The 512-nt window shown below is 57.4% G+C and carries 1 rRNA gene; it reads left to right on the top strand.

Annotated features, from left to right (window positions below):
* Positions 1-388 precede the first annotated feature (388 nt).
* Positions 389-512, top strand: a 16S ribosomal RNA gene (locus Mrose_RS18520); the annotation flags it as partial.

Below are 512 nucleotides of genomic sequence, written 5' to 3' on the forward strand. Positions count from 1 at the left end.
AGCCTTGAGAACTCGGCTTCCGTCGATAAGCACCAGCGCTCATCGCACTCTCTCGACTCCCTCGCTTTCAAGGTCCTCGCACCGTCCTCAAGACAGCGCAACGAGTAGATTACCCCCCGCCTCTCGCTTTGTCAAGTGTGGGCTCGTGGGGGAGCCTAAAAACACGCTGCTCGAGCGCAAAAAAGTGGCCAGGACAAGTCATTGCGCCCGAATGCGGCTTCCCCTTTTGAGGTAGGGTGTTGACAGCTTTGAGGGTGGTTGCTAGAGTAGCCGTTGCTGCTCAGGCGAGCCTCGAGCAGACGAACCTTGAAAAGAGAGGGTCAGTAAGCCACCAAATCCCAAGCTCGGGATACTGCTTCAAACCGAATCGGCCCAAAGTGCCGTTTTGTCACTGGAGAGTTTGATCCTGGCTCAGGGTGAACGCTGGCGGTATGCCTAAGACATGCAAGTCGCACGGACCGGTTTCGGCTGGTCAGTGGCGGACGGGTGAGTAACACGTGGGAGACGTGCCC

The organism is Calidithermus roseus, assembly GCF_003574095.1.
GTDB classification, from domain to species: Bacteria; Deinococcota; Deinococci; order Deinococcales; family Thermaceae; genus Calidithermus; species Calidithermus roseus.